Here is a 19,210-nt window from a genome sequence, read left to right as displayed (position 1 = left end):
TCAGGGCTCAGGGGGACGGCGGCCGCCTGGTCTGCGGGTACGGGGTTTCGTAGCGGGCCAGCATGGCCACAAATCCGGCGATTTTCTTCTCCCTGGTGGAGGCCTGCTTGACCCCGTTGGTCCGGTAGATCAGGGCGTACCGGTTCACCGAAGTCAGGACCTCGAACATCGCCCGGGCCCGCGGTTCGGCCGCGATCGCAGCGGCGAGATCCGCCGGGACCACCGCCGTCGCCGGCCCGGCATAGGCAGCTTCCCACCGCCCGTCGGCCTTGGCTGCGTCGACGGCGGAACTGCCCGCCGGCGCCATCTTGCCCGCGGCTGCGAGGCGTCCGATCCGGTCCACGTTCCGCACCGACCATACGCTCCTGGGGCCCCGGCGGGTCACGCGCTGGAAGGAGCTTCCCTCGTCCCGGCGCCGGGCCTGGCCATCAATCCAGCCGAAGCAGAGCGCCTCCTGCACGGCGGTCTCGTAGTCCAGTTCGGTCACCGCGCCACCCTTCTTGTGCAGCACGAGCCAGACACCGGGGCTGTCCGCGTGGTGCGCCTCAAGCCATGCGCGCCACTCGGCAGCGTCCTTCACCAGCAGTTCCTCGAGGTCAGCAGCCATGCTTCATCTTCTCCCGCCGTGACCGGATTCGGCGCCGTGATGGCACCATATCTTTAAGAACCCCAACCCGTTTCAGCCAGGGAGTTGCGATGCTGCGTGTCCGCCCGATCCACTACACCTCCCGTCTGGACCAGTGGGAGCGGCTCCTCGCCGCCCTGGGCCTGATAAAGACCCTCGACGATGACGGCGGCTGGCTGGAGTTCGACGCCGGCTCGGGCCGGCTGGCGCTCCACCATGCCCCGGCCGGTGCCGCGGACGACGGCACCACGTACTTCGGGGTGGAGGTGGGCGATCTGGAGGAATTCGCCCGCCGCACCAATCTCTCGGGGGCGGAATCGGGGAACGCCCCGGCCGAGCTCATCGACGCGGATCACGGCGATTCGTGCCGCGTCACCGGCAGGGACGGCTTCAGCTTCCTGGCCGATCGTGCAGCCCACGGCGCCAGGGGCGGGGACGCCGATCCGGCGCTCGCCGTCGTCGAAGGACAACGATGAGACGGCTGACTTCACCGCCAAGAATGGCGGCGTGCTGATGGTGCGCACCGGTTCCGGCCCGGCGCGGGCCGGCCTGGGTTTCGAGTACGACGGCGACCTGGGCGCCTTGCGGGACCGGCTCACCTCCGCGGGGCACCAGGTCAGCATGACGGAAGCGGCGTACGGACATTCGCTGCATGTGGCCAACCCGGACGCTGCCGCCGGCAGCGCCGCTCCGGGTTCACACGTGCCGCCCACCCTCTGGATTTCGCAGCCGGCTCCGCTCGGTTCCTGACACGCCTGGGGTCTCGGCACTATGGCATCCGCTTTGAGCTGACATCCCACGGAGGGCGCCGGGTTCGGTCGGGGATGGGGTAGAACTTAACCATGAACGTTCGCACTCCTGACCCGAATCCCGGCTGGCTCTCCGACGACGACTTGTTCGAGGCACGCGGCCGGCTGCCCATGGTCTATGTCGAGGCCGTGCCGGTCCGGCTGGATCCGCTCGGGTTTGTGAACGAGGTCGGCACCCTGCTGCAGGCCGATGAGGACGGCGCCATGGTCCGGTCCCTGGTCTCCGGCCGGGTGCTCTACCGCGAGACCATCCGCGCTGCCCTGCTGCGCCATCTGGAGAAAGACCTCGGCCCGCTGGCGTTCCCGCAGCTGCCCATCAGTCCGGTGCCGTTCACGGTGGCCGAGTATTTCCCGTCCCCGTCCCACACCGGTTTCACCGATGACCGCCAGCACGCCGTGGCGCTTGCCTACGTCATCCCGGTCACCGGCGAATGCTCGCCCCGGCAGGACGCCCTGGAACTGACCTGGATGACCCCGCAGGAAGTCATGAGCTCGGACGTCCAGCTGGAATTCAGCGGCGGCCGCGGGGCCCTCATCCGCCAGGCACTGGCCTTCGCCGGCGTCGGGAACTGAGCGCCGCCCAACCAGCCGGATCGGGAACCGGAACGCTCCATGCTTCCCCTGCGTCCCCGACTTCACGCGCCCGCCTTTGTAGACTGGTGTGCGGACCGCAAGAGAACCGAAGGACTCCAGATGCCCCACCCCCCAGCCTCCCGGAACTACAGCGAGCAGCAGGCTGGAGCTCTGCAGGGCGGCGACCGATTACTCCTGCCCGACGGCGACCGCTCGGCTGAGATCCAGCGCATCGACGTCGAAGCCGACGATTTCGGCACCCCGGCCATGGTGCTGGCGACCCTCACCGGCGGCGGCGTGCTGCGCATCGCGGCCGGCTCCATGGTGCGGATCGCCGCGGCTGAGACGGACCCGGACCCCCGCGCCGTGGAAACGGCCCCGGGCGCTGCTCCGGACACCGCTCCTGACACCTTCGCCGGTGTCGGCTCGCCGCCGCCGGCCGGCGAGCACCTCCCCCAGGGAGACGGCAGCCAACGGGATGGCAGCGAGGCCGGCGGCGCCACGGCGCCTGCCGCCGTCGTCGTCCCTCCGCTTCCGCCCGCGCCGCCGGTGGTGAGCGGCCCCAGCGAGGAGGATCTGGCACTCATCCCTGCCCTTGAGGGCACCCCCGAATCCGTGGTGGAAGCCGTGGCCGAGGCGCACCCGGAATCGATTGGCGTGCAGCTGCTGAGCGAGCGGCTGGCCAAGGGCATCAACACCAAGTCCGGCAGCTGCCTCAAGGATCTCAGCGACCTCGCCCACGAGTTGTTCATTATCCTCAAGGACGCCGAGAGCGCCCTCGCCGTCGCGGACCTGCTTAACGTCCTGCCCTTTGACGGGAACCGCGGGCGCTGGGCATCGGTTGAGGCGTCCCTGGCCCTGTCCAGCTATATCTGCCGCCGGCTGGGTCAGGAGCAGCGGGCCGCAGCCTACGAAAGATTCCTCCGCGCGCCCGACGCGATGGAAGCCGACCCGTTCAAGGCCCGGATCAATGCCAAAATCCGCCAGCGTTCGCTCAACGAACCGAACCTGTATGACAAGGAAATCTTCCGCTCGATCGACAACTCGAATCCGGATGCGGAACGCGAATGGCGGCTGCTGCGGCTCGAATCGCTGCTGTTCCTGCGCGCCCATGGCGGCTCGGAAACCATCGGAGCGTCCGAGCTGGAACGCCGGATCGGCAACGAACTCGAGTCCGTCCGTTCCTGACAGGCGTTTGGCCCTACCCCGTCGCGGCCGGGCGTTGTAGATTCACCCCATGACGAACAATCTGAGCGTTGTGATCAACTCCGACGCGCAGCAGGTTTGGACCATGCTGCGCGAACCCGCCAAAGTGGCACAGTGGCACGGCTGGGAAGCCGACGACCAGGCCGCGGAGATCAATGAGATCTATTTCAGCCCCAACGTCGTCGAAGGCGCGGACCATACGTCCCTCGTGGTCGACGGCGGTGACGTCTTCACCCTGAAACCGGTGCCCACCGGCACTGAAGTCAGCGTCACCCGGGCCGCGGTGGACCACAATTCCGAGTGGGCCGCCTGGGACGAGGACATCACCCAGGGCTGGCTGACCTTCCTCCAGCAGCTCCGCTTCGCCCTTGAACGGCATCCGCACGGCAACCGCCGGACGTTCTTCTTCGCCGTGCCCGGGACCGGCGGATCCGCCATCGAGAAGCTGGGGCTCGGCGATGTCCCTGCCCCCGGCGAGCCCTACGCGCTTACCCTGGCCACCGGCGAGGAGGCCGCCGGCAAGGTGTGGTTCCGCAGCAACCACCAGGTGGGGCTCACTGTCCACCACTACGCGGAGCACGGCGAGGGCCTCGTCATCGTGGCGGATCAGCCGGCCATCCCGGATGTCCGGCCCGACGGCGGCTCCCTCGTCATCGTCTCGACGTTCGATCTCGGGGCTCACCGGCTGGAGGCCGTCCGCAGTTACTGGGACAAGTGGCGGACTGAGAACTACCCCACATCGGATCCGCTGCACTAAGGGAAGCGGTCCGTTAGCTGGCACACTTGAACGGTGCCAGCGAATCTTGAGTCACCCGTGCCGCCGCTCCAGCCGGCCCGGCAGTCCGAATTCTCCTTCCGCGTGGGCAAACGCCTGAGCGAAACGTGCCCGCCGTCGGCCGCTCAGCTGGCTGAAAACGGCGGGGAGTTCCTGGGCCGCACCGGCACCATCACCACCCCGCACGGCGAGATCCGGACGCCCGCGTTCATCGCCGTCGGCACCAAGGCCACAGTCAAGTCCGTACTGCCGGAATCCGTTGCCGAGCTGGGCGCGCAGGCCGTACTGGCCAACGCCTACCACCTGTACCTGCAGCCGGGCGCGGACATCCTGGACGAGGCCGGCGGGCTGGGCGCCTTCATGAACTGGCCGGGGCCCACTTTCACGGACTCCGGCGGGTTCCAGGTGATGAGCCTGGGCTCGGGATTCAAGAAGGTCATCGACATGAAGTCGGTGGACCGTTCGGGGCCCGATGACGCGGTGGCCCCGGGCAAGGAGCGGCTGGCCCATGTGGACGAGGACGGCGTGTGGTTCAAGAGCCACCTCAACGGCGACCGGCACCGCTTCAGCCCCGAGATCTCCATGAACGTCCAGCACCGGATCGGCGCGGACATCATGTTCGCCTTCGACGAGCTGACCACGCTGCAGAACTCCCGCGGCTACCAGGAGGAGTCGCTGGAACGCACGCGGCGCTGGGCCGAACGCTGCGTCACCGAGCACATCCGGCTCACCGGCGAACGTGCGGGCAAACCGTACCAGGCGCTGTTCGGCGTCATCCAGGGCGCCCAGTACGAGGACCTGCGCCGCAAGGCCTGCCGGGATCTTGGCGCCCTGAACTTCGACGGCTTCGGTATCGGCGGGGCGCTGGAGAAGGAGAACCTGGGCACGATCGTGCGCTGGTGCAACGAGGAACTGCCGGAGGACAAGCCGCGGCATCTCCTGGGCATCTCCGAACCGGACGATATCTTCACCGCGATCGAGAACGGCGCGGACACCTTCGACTGCGTCTCCCCCACCCGGGTGGCCCGCAACTCCGCGTTCTACCACCCCACCGGCCGGTACAACCTCTCCGGCGCCAGGTACAAGCGCGACTTCGGCCCGCTGCAGGACGGCTGCGACTGCTACGCCTGCCTGAACTACTCCCGGGCCTACATCCACCACCTGTTCAAGGCCAAGGAGATGGTCTCGGCCACGCTGATCTCGATCCACAACGAACGCTTCGTCGTGAAGATGGTCGACGACGCCCGGCTGGCCATTGAGGCCGGCAACTTCTTCGAGTTCAAGGCCGAGACCCTGGCGCAGTACTACTCCTAGGCGCCCGCCGTCGCTGCCCGCCCCGCCGTTTCGACGGTTCCCTGCGCACTCGACGTCTTGTAGCGTCTAGCCGGCACGGAACCGTCTAATCGGCGTTGTCCACATACCCGCCTGGGACTCTGGGCGGCGACGGCTGAGCGGTTGAAGCTGGTGCTATGACTCCTGAACTCCCCGTGTCCGCGGATCTCTGGCGCACGGATCAGCTCCTGGCGTCCGGGCTCAACTCCCGGGCTATTGCAGGATTGGTGCACGGCGCAGCGCTGGTCAGGCTGCGCCGCGGCTGCTACGGCCGCGGCGAGTGGTGGCGGGGCTTGAACGCTGCCGCCCGCCGTCGGCAGCTGATCTCCGCCCATTCGCTCGGAACGCTCACGACGTCGGCGGGAGGCTTTGCCTACAGCCATGTCTCGGGTGCCACCCTGCATGGCCTCCAGCTCTGGAAAGTCGATGACCGGGTGCACCTGACCCAGGAAGGCTGCCCTTCCGGGATCTCGCACGGGCGTGACGTTGTGGCCCACACCCGGTCTTTGAGCAGCCGCGAGGTGTGCTTCGTGGACGGGCTTCCGTGCACCTCACTGGAACGCACAGTCGTGGATTGCTGCCTGATGTTTACCGTGCCCCAGTCCGTCATCCTCATGGATCACGCCGCCCGGATGGGCGCGGATCTGGGCCTCATCCGGGACCACTGCTCCGACCTCGCGGGCCGCAACGGAGTGATCGCGCTGCGCAGCGCCCTCGAACTGGCCGACCCCCGTTCCGAATCGGCCGGGGAGAGCCTGACACGGGAACTGCTGCACAGGCTCAAGATCGAATCGCCCAAACTGCAATACGTGGTCCGGACTCCCCTCGGGGAGCACCGGTTGGACTTCGCCTGGCCGAAGCGAAAGGTGGGACTGGAGTTCGACGGCAAGACCAAGTACTTCGACTACCAGCCCACGGGCGAGGTCTTGTTCGGCGAGCGGCGCCGTGAGAAGGCCCTAATGGAACAGGGCTGGACGTTCCTCCGGATCGAGTGGAAGGACCTGTTCAACGAGGTGGAGTTCAAGTACCGGGTGCTGCGGGCCTTGCACCGCGGCGCGGCGGCTGACAACGCGCCACTTCGACGGTCCCGTGCCGGCTAGACGATTCGTAGCGTCGAGTGGGCACCGGACCGTCTAAACGGCTGCGGACCAAGCAGGTCTACGCGCCGTAACTCGGTTCGCGCTTCTTGATCCAGCCGATCGAGGCTGCGGTCACGGGGACGAAGAGGAACTCCACCAGGGTCTTATAGACGAAGCCCACGAGCACGTAGTTCACAAACGTGCCGGCGTCGGCAATGCCGATCACGGGCGCGGCGATGCTGCAAAAGATCAAAGTGTCAACGAACTCGCCGGCCACGGAGGATCCCATGATGCGCGCCCAAAGCGACTTCTCTCCCGTGCGCGCTTTCATCTTCACCAGAATCCAGGCGTTGATGGTCTGGCCGGCCAGGAACGCCAGCAGCGAGGCCAGGACGATCTGCGGAACCGGCCCCAGCGCACCCTCCAGGGAGGCCTGCTTGGAGGCCCCGAACTCGTCGCCAAAACCGGGCAGGGCGATGATGATCCAGTAGCAGAGGGAAGCAAAGACGGACAGCGCGAACGCCGTGACAATGGCTTTGCGCGCCATCTTGAACCCGTAAACCTCGCTGATAACGTCGCCCACGATGTAGGCCAGCGGGAAGAGGAAGAAGCCGCCGTCGGTGATGATCGGGCCGATCGCGACGCCCTTGGACGCCCCGATGTTGGATAGGATCAGCACCACTGCCATGAAGGACAGCATGATGCCGAAGTAAGGGGAACCGATCGAGGCAAACTTCGGCGGCGCCCCGGCCGGGAAAGTTTTGGCGGAAGTCATGGGTATTCCATTCGTAGTGGTTCGCCTGATGCCCGGTCCTCGTGCAGGACGACGCAGGAAGCTGGCTGTATTAGCACTGGACGGCCCCGGAGAGTTGGATGTTGGGACCGCCTTCCATTCTCTCACCCGGCGGGCGGAAGCCCGGCGCCGCCGGCCGGGCACAGGCGGAGCACACCACCGGCTCGGGGGGAAAAATTGTTGCACACCAAGAGCGTGGAGAAGACCGGTTACCGGCCCAACCGCGTGGTGATGGGTACCAGCGCTGTGTGGATCGGCATCCTGGTGGCCCACCTGACGTTCAGCCTGCTGTTCGGCGGCATTGCCTTGTTCCTGGGTGCTGGAATAGACAGAGTCTTTTTTTACCGCCGTTGCCCTCTCCTTAGGCCTGGCTCCGGCCATGTTTATCGGTTGGGGACTGGGCATGCCGCTCGGCCTGCTGCTGCGGCCGGTCCGCAACCAATGGCTGCACGTCGCCGATTTCGGTGCCCTCGGCCGCTTACCGCCATTTCGACGGTTCCGTGCTGATTCGACGCTGCGCAGCGTCTACCCCGCAGGGAACCGTCGAAATGGCGGGCCTACCCTGCAGGGAACCGTCGAAATGGCGGGCCTACCCTGCAGGGAACCGTCGAAATGGCGGGCCTACCGCGCTGGAACGCTAGTGGCGCGAGGCGTCGACGAGGTCCTTGTCGTCGTCCCTGCGTCCGCCGCCTGCGCCGATGGTGGCACCGGTGCCGTCCGCGGTCATGTCCCCGTCCACAGTTGGAGGCGCCCAGGCATGGCCCTGTTCGTGGTCCAGGTGCGTGGGCAACTTGTTCTTCAGGGCGAAGATGTAGACCAGCAGCGAGAGGCCGATGGCCACGGTGACATAGGTGAAGAACAGATCCACCTGACCGGCCTTCTGGAGCGCGGCGCCGATCAGCGGAACCGTGCCGCCGAAAAGCGAGTTGGCGATCGCGTAGCCCAGCCCAACGCCGAGCGCACGGATGGAGGCTGGGAAGAGTTCGGCTTTCACGAGGGCGTTGATCGAGGTGTAGCCGCCCACGATCAGCAGTCCGCCCATCATGAGGAGGAATGCGGTGAACGGGTCCTGGGTATTGGACAGGGTGGAGAGCAGCGGCCAGGTGAATAGAACGCCGGTGATGCCGAACCAGAGCAGCAGCGGCTTACGGCCCACCTTGTCCGAGATGATGCCGTAGACCGGCTGGAGCAGCATGAAGATGAAGAGAGCCCAGAAGTTGATTACGGAGGTCTCGGTCTTGGCGATGCCGGACGTATCGTTCATGAACTTCAGGATGAAGTTGGTGTACGTGTAGAAAGCAACCGTGCCGCCAAGGGTCACGCCGATGCAGATCATCAGGGCCTTGAAGTGCCTGGTGAACAGCAGCTTCATGGTGCCCGGCTGGGCAACCCCTGCAGCAGCGGGGACCGTGGCGGCCTCGACCTGCTCGGCCGAGACGGTCTCTTCCATCGAACGCCGCAGCCACAGGACCACAAGCGCGGCCACGCCGCCGATCGCGAACGGGATGCGCCAGCCCCATTCGGTGAGGGCCGACTTGTCCATGGTGTTCTGCAGGATGACGAGGACCAGCAGGGCCAGCATCTGGCCGCCGATCAGCGTGACGTACTGGAAGCTGGAGAAGAAACCGCGGCGCCGGGAGGTGGCAGCCTCGGACATGTAGGTGGCGCTGGTGCCGTATTCGCCGCCCACGGAGAAGCCTTGGATCAGCCGCACAACGATCAGCAGGATAAGCGCCCAGACGCCGATCTGCTGCGTCGTTGGCAGAATGGCGATGGCAAAGGAACCGGCGGACATCATCGTCACGCTCAGGGTCAGCGCGGCTTTGCGTCCCTTGCGGTCGGCGTAGCGGCCGAAGAACCAGGCGCCCACCGGGCGCATCAGGAACGACGTCGAGAAGACGGCCATCGCCTCGAGGCCGGCCTGGAGCTCATCCTTGGAGTTGAAGAAGTGTGACTGGAAATATGCCGCGAAGACCGTATAAACGTAGAGGTCATACCACTCCACAAGGTTGCCGGCGGAGCCTTTGAGGATATTTTTCACAGCCCTGCGCGTCTGCGCCGATTCGGACAGTTGGGTGCTCATCAATGAACCTTCCTGGATCCGGCGCCGCAAGAAAGCAACACCGTCCGCCACCCTATTCGCGGCGATCCGGCACAGTCCGGTTTTGGTCATATTGGTCATAAGCACAATGCGGACGGTTTCCGGAAGGTGGCAGGATGGAGTCATGACTTCCATCGCGTCTGGCTCCGCTGCCCTGGCTGGTACCGACTCGCCTGCCGGCACCACTCCCGCCGTCGCCCTGACCATCGCGGGTTCCGAGGCGACCGGCGGCGCCGGCGCACAGGCAGATCTGAAAACTTTCCAGGAACTGGGCGTCTTCGGCATCGCGAACCTGACGTGCATCGTCTCCTTCGACCCCAAGAACAACTGGAACCACCGCTTTGTCCCTATCGATCAGCAGGTCATCGCGGACCAGCTGGAGGCGACGACGGCGGCCTACGGTTCCGCGTCCGGCGCACCGTCCGTGCTGGAGACCGTGAAGATCGGCATGCTGGGCAGCCCGGCGACGATCTCCACCGTGGCATCGGCACTGGCCAGCTCCGGGTTTGCCAACGTTGTGCTGGATCCGGTGCTGATCTGCAAGGGCCAGGAGCCGGGCCACGCCCTGGACACTGACCAGGCGCTCAAGGCGCAGATCCTGCCGCTGGCGACCTTCGTCACCCCGAACCATTTCGAGGCCGAGTCACTCTCCGGCCTCCCGATCACCGATCTGGAGTCTCTCAAGGCCGCCGCCATCCGCATCCACGAGCTCAGCGGCGCGGCGGTGCTGGCCAAGGGCGGCGTGCGCCTGGCCGGGCCCGACGCCGTCGACGTCTACTACGACGGCGAGACGCTGGAAGTTCTGTCCGCCCCGAAGGTGGGCGAGGTTTCGGTCTCCGGCGCGGGCTGCTCGCTAGCCGCCGCGGTGACGGCGGAGCTGGCCAAGGGCGCGACGCCGCTGGAGGCGGCCCGGACGGCGAAGGTGTTTGTCACGGCGGGAATCCGCAACCGGGTGGCCTCGGGAGCACCCTTCGACGCGCTTTGGCAGGGCGGACCGCGCTAACCCCGGCCGTTTCGACGGTTCCCTGCGCACACGACGCATCCCGTCGTCGAACCCGCACGGAACCGTCGAAACGGGGGCAGACCGGGCCGCGGGCCGGCTCAGGTCAGGACGGACGGGGGTCGGACACCCTGCCCATGAAAAGAGGCAGCCCGGTCTCGATGTGGATGATCTCGTACTGGAACGGCCGGTCGAAGCGGATCACGTTGCTCGGGGCCTCACCGCTCACGGCCTCCGCGTTAATCTGGGTCACCGCTGCGGCAACCGTGCCCTTTTCGGCCACGGTGACGTTGACGGACTGTCCGGCCTGTCGGATTGTGAGGCGGCGCTGAATTGAGGGCCAGGGCAATCAGCAGGCTGCCCCTGGGACGCAACCACGTTTCCGTTTCCGGCGTCCCCGCCGTCTGGCAGGAGCGCGGCGCCCAGCTTCCCGCCGACGACCGGAGCTGAGCCAGCTCAGCCGCGTAGGCAGACCTGTCCGCCGAAACGAGTTCGACGCCGAGCAGGCCGTCAATGCCAGCACCCCGGCCGATTCGACGGTTCCCTGCCCACTCGACGTATCCCGCCGTCGAACCTGCAGGGAACCGTCGAAACGGGGCGGGCCGGACGGAGGGCAGCGCCGCCCGGCCGTCAGCGCCGGGGGATGTTGCGTAGATTGCTCCGTGCCATGCTGACGGCCTCGCCGGCTCCCCGGTTGAGGACGACTTTGGACATTGCCGTGGCGAAGCCCAGCACCTGCGCGCCCTTGATTTTCGGCGGCAAAGAGAGTGCCTGAGGATCCGTGATCAGCTCCACCAGCGAGGGGCCCGGGTGCGCGAAGGCTTCCCGGTAGGCGGCCTCGATGCGGGACGGGTCCGTGACCCGGACCGCGTGGAAGCCCAGGGCCCGGGCCACGGCGGCATAGTTGGCGTCCGGAACGTCCACGCCGAAATCAGGGAGCCCGTCCACCAGCATTTCCAGCTTGACCATGCCCAGGGTGGAGTTGTTGAACACCACCACGTTCACCGGAAGCCGGTGCGCGGCAACCGTGATCAGCTCCCCCAGCAGCATCGACAGGCCGCCATCGCCGGAGACCGAGACCACCTGACGCCCCGGGTAGGCGAGCTGGGCGCCGATGGCGTGCGGCAGCGCGTTGGCCATGGAGCCGTGCAGGTACGAACCGATCAGCCGCCGGGTGCCCAGCGGGTTGATGTACCGCGCGGTCCAGACGTTGCACATGCCCGTGTCCGCGGTGAAGACCGCGTCCTCCGCCGCCACCTGGTCCAGCAGGGATGCCGCGTACTCGGGGTGGATCGGCACGGTCTTCTCGACCTTGCTGGTGTACGCCCCGACAGCCTTGTTCATGAGCCTGTCGTGCTTCTTGAGCATCGCATCGAGGAAGCGGCGGCTCTTCTTCGGCTTCAGCTGGGGCATGACGGCGGCGAGCGTCGGCAGTACGTCGCCATGGACGGCGATGTCCACATTCGTCCGCCGGCCCAGCTTGTGCGCCGCCCGGTCCACCTGCGCCGTGCGGGTATCTGGGAGAAACTGGTCGTAGGGGAAGTCCGTGCCCAGCAGGATCAGCAGGTCCGCGTCCTCGATCCCCTCGGCCGCGGCGCCGTAGCCAAGCAGCCCGGTCATGCCGATGTCGTAGGGGTTGTCGTACTGCATGAAGTCCTTGCCGCGGAGCGAGTGCCCGATCGGCGCGGCGAGCAGCTCGGCCAGGGCGATCACCTCGTCGTGCGCGCCGTCGACGCCGGCACCGGCGAAGATGGCTACCTTTCCGGCGTCGTTGATGGCGTCCGCCAGCTCCCTCACGCTGGCGGGGTCCGGCACCAGCGAGGCCGGACGGAAAGCTGCCGGAGCCGGCGTTTCGGCGGTCGCCTCCAGCCCGGCAATGTCACCGGGCAGGGTGACGACGGCGACGCCCCGAAGCGCGACGGCGTGCTGGATGGCGCTGTGCATGACGCGGGGCGCTTGTTCGGCCGTGCTGACGAGTTCGGAATACACCGAGCATTCGTTGAACAGCCGATCGGGGTGGGTTTCCTGGAAGAAGCTGCTGCCGATCTGCTTGCTCGGGATGTGCGAGGCGATGGCCAGCACCGGGGCGCCGGAGCGGTTGGCATCGTACAGGCCGTTGATCAGGTGCAAGTTCCCGGGTCCGCAGGAACCGGCGCAGACCGCGAGCTTGCCGGTCAACTGGGCTTCCGCCGCGGCAGCGAAGGCCGCGGCCTCCTCGTGCCGGACGTGGATCCAGTCGATGCCGCCCTTCGCGGCGCCGCTGGTCTTCCGGACGGCGTCAACGATCGGGTTGAGGCTGTCGCCCACAATCCCGTAAATCCGCTGCACGCCGGCAGCCTGAAGTTGTTCGACAAGCTGGGTGGCTAGTTCCTTGGCCATGGGTTCACGCTCCCGCGAGGTTGATCGATGAGCTGACAGGGCCAATATAGTCCCCCAACTGTCAGCCAGCCCGGGGGAAGGGGAGCGTCAGCTACCCGAATGCGCCTGCAGGAACGAGTAGACCTCGGTCTCGTCCACGCCGGGGAAGGCACCGGGCGGCATGGCGGCGAGCAGGTGCGAATGCGCCCGGGCCGAGGGCCAGGCGTTGCCGGCCCACTCCGAGGTCAGGGCCGCCGGCGGGCGCCGGCAGCAGCTTTCGTCCGGGCAGGTCGATTTTGACCGCTCCGTGGTGTCGCGGCCACGGAACCACTTGACCTGCGCATACGGGACACCCACTGAGAGCGAGAACTCGCCATTGGCGGAGCGCTCCGTCCGGGCCGTGCACCAGTAGGTCCCCGCCGGGGTGTCGGTGTACTGGTTGTAGGCGCTGAATTTGTCCGGCACGTCGAAGACCACACGGGACGTCCAGTTCTTGCAGGACGGCTGGCCCTCGATGGCGCCGGTATGGTCCTGCGGGAACGTCACGCCGTCGTTCTCGTAGGCCTTGTAGATGATGCCGCTTTTGTGCGTCTTCTGGAAATGCGTGCGGAGGTCCAGGTGCTGGGTGGCGAGGTTGGTGAAGCGGTGCGCCGCCGTCTCATAGGACACGGCGAAGGCGTCCCGGATGTCCTCGACCGCGATTTCACGGGCCTGCTTGGCCTTTTGCAGGAACTCCACGGTGGCCTGCTCCGGCAGCAGGAGCGCGGCCGCAAAATAGTTGGTGGCCACGCGCTGCATCAGGAAGTCACCGTAGTTGTGGGGGGTCTGGTGGCCCAGGACGTAGTGGCCAAGCGCCTGCAGCAGCACCGAACGCGGGTCGTGGTCGCTCCGGGCATTCTGCGTCAGATAAATCCGGCGGTTCTTCAGGTCGGTCACAGACCGGGTGGAATGCGGCAGGTCGCCCACGTGGTGCAGGCTGAAACCGAGGTGCCCGGCGATGTCCGCGATGACGTGATGCGACAGCGGGCCGCTCGTGTGCCCCACCGAGGCCAGGACCTTCTGGGCCTCGGCCTCGTACTCCGGGAAGTAGTTGTTCCGCTCGCGCATCATGGCACGAAGTTCGCCGTTCGCGCGGCGGGCCTCTTCCGGCGTCGCGATCTGCTCGTTGAGCCGGCGCTCCAGCTCGTGCTGCAGGCCCACCATGGACTCGAGAACGTCCATTGGCAGCCGCGAGCTGATGCGGATTGTGGGCAGTTTGAGTGACTCGTAGATCGGGCTGCGCTGGTAGCGTTCCAGCTCGATCTCCAGAGCCGCGCGGCGGTTGGGCGGCTCCGCGCCGAGCAGTTCGTCGATGCTGACTCCGAGGGCTGCGGCCAGCTGCTGGAGCAGGCCCAGTTTGGACTCGCGTTTGCCGTTTTCGATCAAGCTCAGCTGGCTGGGTGCCGTTCCCACCGTCGCGCTCAGGTCATCCAGGGTGAGCCCGGCGGCCTTGCGGAGGTGTCGGACCCGGCGGCCCATGCTGATGACGTCCACCTCCGGGACGGCGGGCGAGGCGGCTGACGATGCGGGTCGGTTCCAGCTGGTGGGGTGCATTTCTTGAGGATACGCGAAGAAGTGCATTTCTTTCCACTGTTTTGGTCTAGAAAGACTCTTGAAAGTAAAGAAAAGTAGGTCTTACGGAAAGCCCCGAATCAGCCAGCCCCCTCTGCGAGTAAGCAAGAGGGCCAGCCCCGGACCCCACCAAGGAGACAAAGATGACTGCAGCATTTGAGCCCACCCAGCAGACGCCCGAAGAGCAGGCCACCGCCCTGGAGCTCGAGTGGGCCGCCAACCCGCGCTGGGAAGGTGTCACCCGGGACTACAAGGCCGCCGACGTCGTCCGCCTCCGCGGCCGCGTCCCCGAAGAGCACACCCTGGCCCGCCGCGGTGCCGAAAAGCTGTGGAAGCAGCTCACCGCGGAACACACGGAGGGCAAGTACACCAACGCCCTCGGTGCCCTGACCGGCAACCAGGCCGTGCAGCAGGTCAAGGCCGGACTCCGCGCCATCTACCTCTCCGGCTGGCAGGTGGCCGCCGACGCCAACAACTCCGGCCACACCTACCCGGACCAGTCCCTTTACCCGGCCAACTCGGTGCCCACTGTGGTCCGCCGCATCAACAACGCCCTGCTCCGCGCCGACCAGATCGAGTTCTCCGAAGGCATCCAGACGGTCGAGGACTGGATGGTCCCGATCGTCGCCGACGCCGAGGCCGGCTTCGGCGGCCCGCTCAACGCCTACGAGCTGATGAAGTCCATGATCCAGGCCGGCGCCTCGGGCGTGCACTGGGAAGACCAGCTCGCCTCGGAGAAGAAGTGCGGCCACCTCGGCGGCAAGGTCCTGATCCCCAGCCAGCAGCACGTCCGCACACTGAACGCCGCTCGCCTGGCAGCCGACGTCGCCGGCACGCCGTCGGTCATCATCGCCCGCACCGACGCCGAGGCAGCCACCCTGATTACCTCCGACGTCGACGAGCGTGACCAGGAATTCATCCTCCGCGAAGGCGGACAGCCGGTCCGCACCGCGGAAGGCTTCTACAAGGTCCGCAACGGGATCGAACCCTGCATCGCCCGCGCCAAGGCCTACGCCCCGTACTCCGACCTCATCTGGATGGAGACGGGCACTCCGGACCTGGAACTGGCCCGCAAGTTCGCCGAAGCCGTCAAGGCCGACTTCCCGGACCAGATGCTCTCCTACAACTGCTCGCCGTCGTTCAACTGGAAGAAGCACCTCGACGACGCCACGATCGCCAAGTTCCAGCGCGAACTCGGTGCCATGGGCTTCACCTTCCAGTTCATCACCCTGGCCGGCTTCCACGCCCTGAACTACTCGATGTTCGACCTCGCCCACGGTTACGCCCGTGAAGGCATGAGCGCCTACGTCGAGCTGCAGGAGAAGGAATTCGCCTCCGAATCCCGCGGCTACACCGCAACCAAGCACCAGCGCGAAGTCGGCACCGGCTACTTCGACGCCATCGCAACCGCGCTCAACCCGAACGCATCCACCCTGGCCCTCGCGGGATCCACCGAAGAGGGCCAGTTCCACTAGTCCCCAGCTTTTCCCGCCCGTTGCCCTATCACTTTTGGTCCTCATTGACCTCCCTTGGGGACCAAAAGTGATAGGGCAACAGCGGACTTTCAAGGAGCAACTCCCATGAACAGCTTCACTGACAACTTCACTATCAACGGGATCACGTTGACGGCGCAGCCCATTTGCCGTCAGGGCGAGGTTCTCACGCCGGACGCGCTGGCCTTTGTTGCCGCGCTGCACAAGGCGACCGCGGGGCGGCGGCTGGAACTGCTGCAGGCCCGCAGGGACCGCCGGCAGCAGATCGGCAAGGGCCAAGACCCGCGCTTCCTCAGCGAGACCGAGTCCGTCCGCAACGATCCGGACTGGCGCGTCGCTCCCCCGGCCCCGGGCCTGACGGACCGCCGGGTGGAGATCACCGGCCCGGTGGACAAAAAGATGACCATCAACGCACTGAACTCCGGCGCCAAGGTGTGGCTCGCCGACATGGAAGACTCGTCCACACCGTCGTGGCGCAACGTCATCCAGGGCCAGCTCAACCTCACCGATGCGCTGGAACGGCGGATCGACTTCACCTCCCCGGAGGGCAAGGAGTACAAGCTGCGCGCCGCCGAGGACCTGCCCACCATCGTGGTCCGTCCCCGCGGCTGGCACCTGCCGGAAAAGCACATGCTCATCGACGGCACGCCCATTGCCGGCGGAATCGTCGACTTCGGCCTGTACTTCTTCCACAATGCCCGCCGGCTGATCGCCCAGGGCAAGGGCCCGTACTTTTACCTGCCGAAGATCGAGAATCACCTCGAAGCGCGGCTCTGGAACGACATTTTCGTCCTCGCGCAGGACCTGCTGGGCATCCCGCAGGGCACCATCCGCGCCACCGTGCTGATCGAGACCATCACCGCCGCGTTCGAGATGGAAGAGATCCTCTTCGAGCTCAAGGACCACGCCGCCGGCCTGAACGCCGGCCGCTGGGACTACATTTTCTCGCTGATCAAGAACTTCCGCACGCGCGGACCCCGCTTCGTCCTGCCGGACCGGGCCCAGGTCACCATGACCCAGCCGTTTATGCGCGCCTACACCGAACAGCTGGTCCGTGCCTGCCACAAGCGCGGCGCCATGGCGATCGGCGGCATGGCCGCAGCCGTCCCCAACCGCAAGGATGCCGACGCCAACGCGGTGGCTTTCGAGAAGGTCCGTGCGGACAAGACCCGTGAGGCCGGCGACGGTTTCGACGGCTCCTGGGTGGCGCACCCGGACCTGGTTCCGGTGTGCCGCGAGGTGTTCGACGGCGTCCTCGGCGACCGCCCGAACCAGCTGGACCGTCTCCGCGAGGACGTCACCCCGGACGACCGGGCCCTGCTCGACATTGCCTCCACCACCGGCACCATCACTGAACAGGGCATCCGGAACAACATCGAGGTGGGCATCCGCTACATCGAGTCCTGGCTGCGCGGGAACGGCGCCGTGGCCATCCACAACCTGATGGAGGACGCCGCCACCGCGGAGATCTCCCGCTCGCAGCTCTGGCAGTGGATCTTCTCCCGCGCCATCACGGACAAGGGCGACGTCATCACCCGGGAGTGGGTGGAGGACATGCTGGACGAGGAGTTCGCCAGGCTGGAACGCTTCGAAGGGGACCGCTTCGCCGACTCGCGGGACATCTTCGAGGAGGTCACGCTCAGCACCTCGTTCCCGGCCTTCCTGACGCTACCGGCCTACGACCGGTTCCTGCATGAAGCGCGCGACGGCGGCGACGTCGCCAGCGAGGACCCCACGCTGAGCCACGCCTAGGGCGGGGCCCGGCCGCAGTTCTGCAGGTCCGCACAGATTTCCGTCAGCCGGGCTGTCACGCCTTCGCAACAGGCACCCCCGAGATCCGGGGCGGCAGCCCGGCTACGGAAAACCCCTTGCAAACACCCCGACAACGGCGTCGGGGTGAGAGTTAAGGCCCATGTCAGTCAGGCACATGGGCCTTAACTCTCACCTGGGCGTCTGTCGGTGCGCCTTGGGTCCGGCGCATGGAGGGGCGAGTCCTCTGCCGCGGGCGACGCGCGGAAGGCCCGGCGCTGCGGGAATTCCCGCAGCGCAGGGCCTTTTCCGCGTCACAGGGCCTGTTGCGGGGCGGAAAGCGCGGACGCCGGCTTCCGGTACTAGGATTTTTCGCATGACCCATGTAATCCGGACGGCAACCGCGGACGACGCCGGCCGGCTGGCGGGTCTCGCCGCCATCACCTTCCCGCTGGCCTGCCCGCCGGAATCGGCCCCGGAAGACATCGCGGCGCACGTCGCGGCCACGCTCAGCGAGGCGAACTTCCGCACCTACCTTGCCGACCCTGACATCACGGTGCTGGTGTTCGACGCCGGCGGCGAACTGCGGGGCTACAGCCTGCTGGTGGCGCGGCCCACGCAGGACCCTGATGTGGCAGCGGTCCTGACCGGGCTGCCCAGTACCGAGCTCAGCAAATGCTATGTCCACCCGGACCACCACGGCCTTGGCGCGGCGGCCGAACTGATGCGTGCCAGCATCGTCTCCGCCGCGGCGGCCGGTGCCCGTGGGCTCTGGCTGGGTGTCAATGACCAGAACGCCCGCGCCATCCGCTTCTACGAGAAGTCGGGTTTCCGGAAGGTCGGCACCAAATCCTTCCCACTCGGCGCCACGGTGGAACACGACTTCGTGATGGAGCGCCCGGCCACACCGTAGCTGGACCCCCGTGACCAAGGCGACAGTCCGCCGGGGAATGGAGCCGCCAGCCACAGGGTTGTGGCCAGCATGAAGATTGAGATCTGGTCGGACGTCGCGTGCCCCTGGTGCTACATCGGCAAACGCCGCTTTGAAACCGCACTTGCGGCCTTCCCGCACCGCGACTCCGTGAAGGTGCAGTGGCGCAGCTACCAGCTGGATCCCGGCCTCCCCGATCACTTCGCCGGCACCGAACTGGACTACCTGAGCATTCGCAAGGGCATGGCTCCGGCGCAGGTATCGCAGATGTTCGAGCATGTGGCCGCCCAGGCCAGGGCAGAGGGCCTGAACTACCGCTTCGACGACGTCGTGGTGGCCAACAGCTTCACCGCCCATCGTCTGATCCACCTCGCGGCCGCGCACGGGAGACAGGACGCCGCCAAGGAACGCCTGCTCAGCGACCACTTCGAGCACGGCAGGGACATCGGAAACCAGGACTATCTCTCCTCGTTGGGACGCGATCTCGGGATCGACGCCGCCAAACTGGCCGAGCTGTTCACCACCGACAAATACGCCGACGACGTCCGGCACGATTTTGAAGAGGGCCGCGCGCTGGGCATCAACGGCGTGCCGTTCTTCGTGATCGACCGGAAATTCGGCCTCTCCGGGGCCCAGCCCGCCGAAACCTTCACCGCAGCCCTCGACCAGGCGTGGGAGGCCAGCCGGCCGCTCGTAATGGTTCCCGAGGCCAGCGAAGGCGCGGACGCAGGCGAGACCTGCGGCCCGGACGGCTGCGCCGTCTAGCGCCACGCTG

General features: G+C 66.7%; 18 protein-coding genes. 12 read left to right on the top strand and 6 right to left on the bottom strand.

Annotated features, from left to right (window positions below; translation table 11 throughout):
- Positions 1–7: 7 nt before the first annotated feature.
- On the bottom strand, positions 8–607 hold the full coding sequence (locus AC50X6_RS01525) for a YdeI/OmpD-associated family protein (protein WP_494964557.1): 600 nt from the start codon (positions 605–607) through the stop codon (positions 8–10).
- Positions 608–696: 89 nt separating this feature from the next.
- Between AC50X6_RS01525 and AC50X6_RS01520 the strand changes: the two genes are divergently transcribed.
- The 7 genes from AC50X6_RS01520 (at position 697) to AC50X6_RS01490 (ending at position 6,420) form a co-directional block, all read left to right on the top strand.
- Positions 697–1,101, top strand: coding sequence for a hypothetical protein (locus tag AC50X6_RS01520; RefSeq protein WP_494964556.1), 405 nt, complete (start codon positions 697–699; stop codon positions 1,099–1,101).
- A 31-nt stretch (positions 1,102–1,132) separates the two neighbouring features.
- Positions 1,133–1,375 (top strand): hypothetical protein, encoded by a 243-nt coding sequence (locus AC50X6_RS01515; RefSeq protein WP_494964555.1) that lies wholly within the window; start codon positions 1,133–1,135, stop codon positions 1,373–1,375.
- Positions 1,376–1,467: 92 nt separating this feature from the next.
- Positions 1,468–2,007 (top strand): NUDIX hydrolase family protein, encoded by a 540-nt coding sequence (locus tag AC50X6_RS01510; protein ID WP_326968618.1) that lies wholly within the window; start codon positions 1,468–1,470, stop codon positions 2,005–2,007.
- Between the two features lie 120 nt (positions 2,008–2,127).
- Complete coding sequence (locus AC50X6_RS01505; protein WP_494964554.1) at positions 2,128–3,195, top strand: DUF6707 family protein; 1,068 nt, start codon at positions 2,128–2,130, stop codon at positions 3,193–3,195.
- A gap of 49 nt (positions 3,196–3,244) precedes the next feature.
- Entirely contained in the window at positions 3,245–3,970 is a 726-nt protein-coding gene (locus AC50X6_RS01500; RefSeq protein WP_494964553.1) for an SRPBCC family protein, read from the top strand.
- A 33-nt stretch (positions 3,971–4,003) separates the two neighbouring features.
- Entirely contained in the window at positions 4,004–5,302 is a 1,299-nt protein-coding gene (gene tgt, locus AC50X6_RS01495; protein ID WP_494964552.1) for a tRNA guanosine(34) transglycosylase Tgt, read from the top strand.
- Between the two features lie 155 nt (positions 5,303–5,457).
- Complete coding sequence (locus tag AC50X6_RS01490; RefSeq protein WP_494964551.1) at positions 5,458–6,420, top strand: type IV toxin-antitoxin system AbiEi family antitoxin domain-containing protein; 963 nt, start codon at positions 5,458–5,460, stop codon at positions 6,418–6,420.
- Between the two features lie 58 nt (positions 6,421–6,478).
- Here the strand turns inward: AC50X6_RS01490 and AC50X6_RS01485 are convergent, their stop codons facing one another.
- Together AC50X6_RS01485 and AC50X6_RS01480 are read right to left on the bottom strand one after the other, a co-directional pair.
- Positions 6,479–7,174, bottom strand: coding sequence for a queuosine precursor transporter (locus tag AC50X6_RS01485; protein WP_494964550.1), 696 nt, complete (start codon positions 7,172–7,174; stop codon positions 6,479–6,481).
- Positions 7,175–7,829: 655 nt separating this feature from the next.
- Positions 7,830–9,275, bottom strand: a complete 1,446-nt coding sequence (locus AC50X6_RS01480; protein ID WP_494964549.1) for an MFS transporter — start codon at positions 9,273–9,275, stop codon at positions 7,830–7,832.
- 142 nt (positions 9,276–9,417) lie between these two features.
- Here AC50X6_RS01480 and AC50X6_RS01475 point away from each other — a divergent pair, with 142 nt between their 5' ends.
- Positions 9,418–10,296, top strand: coding sequence for a hydroxymethylpyrimidine/phosphomethylpyrimidine kinase (locus tag AC50X6_RS01475; RefSeq protein ID WP_494964548.1), 879 nt, complete (start codon positions 9,418–9,420; stop codon positions 10,294–10,296).
- A 103-nt stretch (positions 10,297–10,399) separates the two neighbouring features.
- On the opposite strand, the gene AC50X6_RS01470 is transcribed toward AC50X6_RS01475, so the two are convergent.
- The 3 genes from AC50X6_RS01470 to AC50X6_RS01460 all read right to left on the bottom strand — a co-directional run bounded on the left by AC50X6_RS01470 (position 10,400) and on the right by AC50X6_RS01460 (position 14,271).
- Complete coding sequence (locus AC50X6_RS01470; protein ID WP_494964547.1) at positions 10,400–10,642, bottom strand: serpin family protein; 243 nt, start codon at positions 10,640–10,642, stop codon at positions 10,400–10,402.
- Positions 10,643–10,923: 281 nt separating this feature from the next.
- On the bottom strand, positions 10,924–12,672 hold the full coding sequence (locus AC50X6_RS01465) for a pyruvate dehydrogenase (protein ID WP_494964546.1): 1,749 nt from the start codon (positions 12,670–12,672) through the stop codon (positions 10,924–10,926).
- Between the two features lie 87 nt (positions 12,673–12,759).
- Complete coding sequence (locus AC50X6_RS01460) at positions 12,760–14,271, bottom strand: helix-turn-helix domain-containing protein (protein WP_494964545.1); 1,512 nt, start codon at positions 14,269–14,271, stop codon at positions 12,760–12,762.
- Positions 14,272–14,405: 134 nt separating this feature from the next.
- On the opposite strand from AC50X6_RS01460, the gene aceA reads away from it, so the two are divergent.
- The 4 genes from aceA to AC50X6_RS01440 all read left to right on the top strand — a co-directional run bounded on the left by aceA (position 14,406) and on the right by AC50X6_RS01440 (position 19,200).
- Positions 14,406–15,737 carry an isocitrate lyase gene (aceA, locus tag AC50X6_RS01455; RefSeq protein ID WP_494964544.1) on the top strand — a complete coding sequence of 444 codons (1,332 nt, stop codon included), beginning with the start codon at positions 14,406–14,408 and terminating at the stop codon, positions 15,735–15,737.
- A gap of 105 nt (positions 15,738–15,842) precedes the next feature.
- Complete coding sequence (aceB, locus tag AC50X6_RS01450; protein ID WP_494964543.1) at positions 15,843–17,507, top strand: malate synthase A; 1,665 nt, start codon at positions 15,843–15,845, stop codon at positions 17,505–17,507.
- Positions 17,508–17,880: 373 nt separating this feature from the next.
- Positions 17,881–18,417: a GNAT family N-acetyltransferase gene (locus AC50X6_RS01445; RefSeq protein WP_494964542.1), complete on the top strand. Its 537-nt coding sequence runs from the start codon at positions 17,881–17,883 to the stop codon at positions 18,415–18,417.
- A gap of 69 nt (positions 18,418–18,486) precedes the next feature.
- The gene (locus AC50X6_RS01440; RefSeq protein WP_494964541.1) at positions 18,487–19,200 is read left to right on the top strand and encodes a DsbA family oxidoreductase; all 714 of its coding nucleotides are present in this window, start codon (positions 18,487–18,489) and stop codon (positions 19,198–19,200) included.
- Positions 19,201–19,210: the final 10 nt, after the last annotated feature.

It is taken from the genome of Pseudarthrobacter sp. HLT1-7 (genome assembly GCF_059383435.1).
Note: the sequence above shows the minus strand (reverse complement) of the source record. Positions and strands in the feature narration are given on the sequence as shown.

Coding starts and splice junctions, on each gene's coding strand:
- AC50X6_RS01525 (WP_494964557.1), bottom strand. CDS start 607: ATGGCTGCTGACCTCGAGGAACTGCTGGTGAAGGACGCTGCCGAGTGG.
- AC50X6_RS01520 (WP_494964556.1), top strand. CDS start 697: ATGCTGCGTGTCCGCCCGATCCACTACACCTCCCGTCTGGACCAGTGG.
- AC50X6_RS01510 (WP_326968618.1), top strand. CDS start 1,468: ATGAACGTTCGCACTCCTGACCCGAATCCCGGCTGGCTCTCCGACGAC.
- AC50X6_RS01505 (WP_494964554.1), top strand. CDS start 2,128: ATGCCCCACCCCCCAGCCTCCCGGAACTACAGCGAGCAGCAGGCTGGA.
- AC50X6_RS01500 (WP_494964553.1), top strand. CDS start 3,245: ATGACGAACAATCTGAGCGTTGTGATCAACTCCGACGCGCAGCAGGTT.
- AC50X6_RS01490 (WP_494964551.1), top strand. CDS start 5,458: ATGACTCCTGAACTCCCCGTGTCCGCGGATCTCTGGCGCACGGATCAG.
- AC50X6_RS01485 (WP_494964550.1), bottom strand. CDS start 7,174: ATGACTTCCGCCAAAACTTTCCCGGCCGGGGCGCCGCCGAAGTTTGCC.
- AC50X6_RS01480 (WP_494964549.1), bottom strand. CDS start 9,275: ATGAGCACCCAACTGTCCGAATCGGCGCAGACGCGCAGGGCTGTGAAA.
- AC50X6_RS01475 (WP_494964548.1), top strand. CDS start 9,418: ATGACTTCCATCGCGTCTGGCTCCGCTGCCCTGGCTGGTACCGACTCG.
- AC50X6_RS01465 (WP_494964546.1), bottom strand. CDS start 12,672: ATGGCCAAGGAACTAGCCACCCAGCTTGTCGAACAACTTCAGGCTGCC.
- AC50X6_RS01460 (WP_494964545.1), bottom strand. CDS start 14,271: ATGCACTTCTTCGCGTATCCTCAAGAAATGCACCCCACCAGCTGGAAC.
- aceA (WP_494964544.1), top strand. CDS start 14,406: ATGACTGCAGCATTTGAGCCCACCCAGCAGACGCCCGAAGAGCAGGCC.
- aceB (WP_494964543.1), top strand. CDS start 15,843: ATGAACAGCTTCACTGACAACTTCACTATCAACGGGATCACGTTGACG.
- AC50X6_RS01445 (WP_494964542.1), top strand. CDS start 17,881: ATGACCCATGTAATCCGGACGGCAACCGCGGACGACGCCGGCCGGCTG.
- AC50X6_RS01440 (WP_494964541.1), top strand. CDS start 18,487: ATGAAGATTGAGATCTGGTCGGACGTCGCGTGCCCCTGGTGCTACATC.